Annotated in this window: 1 protein-coding gene; it reads left to right on the top strand. The window is 69.6% G+C overall.

The window, feature by feature from the left end:
• Positions 1-148: 148 nt before the first annotated feature.
• Positions 149-2,434, top strand: a 2,286-nt coding sequence (gene gspD, locus QHF85_RS49620) for a type II secretion system secretin GspD (protein WP_281334566.1), incomplete at its 3' end; no start/stop codon positions are given.

Genomic DNA, 2,434 nt, shown 5'->3' on the forward strand with positions numbered 1-2,434 from the left:
GCCGACCGGCGCGCCCCCCGCGGCGGCTCCGGCTGCCCCCGGCGGCGCGGGCGGCCCGAATGCGGCCGCGCCTCCTGGCTTCCCGCCTGGCCCGCCGCCGCGCGCTGCCGCGCCGTTCGGCCCCGCGCCCGTCGTCGGCGAGGATCCCATGGCCGGCGTCAAGCAGGGCCCGAAGGAAATCGATTTCAAGCCGCGTAATGGCAATTTCATGGTCTCCTTCAACCTGGAGGAGGCCGACCTCAACGAGCTCGTCAAGGCCATCAGCAACATCACGGGCCGGCGCTTCATCTATGGCGGCAAGCTCCGCCAGATCAAGGCCACCGTGTATTCGCCGGACAAGGTCACGGTGCAGGAGGCCTACAGCGCGTTCCTCTCGATTCTCGAGACGAACGGCCTCACCGTCATTCCGCACGGCCGCTTCCTCAAGATCGTCGAGACCCCCGGCGTCGTCTCGCAGACGACCCCCATTTACGGCGCCGGCACCGCGGTCCCCGCCGAGGATCGCTTCATCACGCGCATGTATCGCGTCGCCAGCGTCGATCCGAACGAGGCCGCGAACGTCCTCGGGAAGTTCAAATCGAAGGAGGGCGACATCACGGTCCACCCGTCCGGCAATCTGATCATCATGACGGACACGGGCTCGAACGTGCAGCGCATGATCCGCATCCTCGAGGACATCGACGTCGGCGGTGCGGGCGATCAGATCTGGTTCGAGCCGATCCATTATGCCGGGGCGAACGACGTCGCCATGAAATTGAACGAGATCCTCGATCTCAAGCCCGGCGCCGGCGGCAAGGGCGGCGCCCGGGGCGGCGCGGCCGGCGGCGGCGGCGGCGCGGGCGGCGCGCGCATCCTCGCGGACGACCGCACGAACTCGCTCGTCATCACGGCGAACCAGCCCGATTACATGCGCCTGCTCGAGCTCATCAAGCGCATGGACGTCCCGCAATCCGGCGAGGGGCAAATGCACGTATTGCCGCTCCAGCACGCCGGTTGCAAGGACCTCTCGGGCACGCTGAACCAGCTCCTCGGCGGCGCGGCCGGCGCCGGCGGCGGCGGAGGCGGGGCCGGCGGACGCCGCGGCGCGCAGGCGGCTCCGCCCGTCCCCGGCTCGACCGAGGACATTTTCGAGGGCCAGGTCAAGATCACGTGCGACGAAGGCTCGAACAAGCTCGTCGTCACGTCCTCGCTCCGCGATTACGCCGCGCTCCGCAGCGTCATCGACGAGCTCGATCAGCCGCGCCGCCAGGTCTTCATCGAGGCCGTCATCATGGACGTGAACGTCTACCGCACGAACGAGGTCGGCGTCCGCTGGCACATGGGCGCGCCGGTCCCCATGGGCATCGAGGGCACGACGGATCCCGCCGTCGCGTATGGCGGCAACGATATGCTCAACTCCATCGGCGCGCCGACTTCGCCCACCCTCGCGAGCCAGCTCGGCGCGCTCGCGCTCGGCGTCCGCGGCCCGACGGTCTCCAACCTGATGGGCACCGGCGTTTCCCTCCCGGCGTTTGGCGTCATCATGCACGCGATTGCGAGCGACAACGATTCGAACATCCTCGCCACGCCGCACATCCTCGCGACGGACAACATCCCGGCCACGATCGAGATTGGCCAGAACATCCCGCTCCAGACCAACGTCGGCGGCGGCCTCGGCTCGCTCGCGGGCGCGGCGGGCGCGACCGGGGCCGCGGGCGGCCTCGGCGGCCTCGGCCTCCTCGGCGGCCTCGGCGGCGGGTTCTCCGCGCCCCGCCAGGACGTCGGCACGAAGATCGAGGTCACGCCGCACGTCAACGACTCCGATCAGGTGCGCCTCGAGATCACCGAGGGCATCTCGGAGGCTGGCCCGCCGGCCAACGACGCGCTCGGAACGGTCTCGATCACCAAGCGCAACGCGAAGACCACGCTCGTCGTTCGCGACCAGCAGACCGTGGTCATCGGCGGCCTCATGCGCGACGCGGTCACCAACAAGCGCACGAAGATCCCGATCCTCGGCGACATCCCCATCCTCGGCGCGCTCTTCCGCACCACGACGAAGACCACGCAGAAGACGAACCTCCTGCTCGTCCTGACCCCGTACATCATTCGTGATCAGGAGGACCTCCGGGCGATCTTCGAGCGCAAGATGCAGGAGCGGCAGGAGTTCCTCGACAGGTATTTCGTCTTCGGCGAGGCGGAGTGGGAGCCCCCGAAGGATTACGCGCGCGCCAATGGCCTCGTCGAGGACATCCGGCAATCGCAGTTCAAGATGGCGGAGCGGGCGCGGCTCGAGGAGGAATCCAAGCCCAAGGGCGCACGCACGCATGAGCCCGGACAACCCATTGCGGTGCCGAGCATCGCCGTCCGCGGCGGCGACGACGGCGGCGGCGGCGGCGTGCAGACCGCGCCCCCGCCGGCGGCGGCGGGCGGCAATGCGCCCGCTGCGCCCACCCCG

The organism is Polyangium sp. 6x1 (assembly GCF_029946515.1).
Taxonomy (GTDB): Bacteria; Myxococcota_A; Polyangia; order Polyangiales; family Polyangiaceae; genus Polyangium.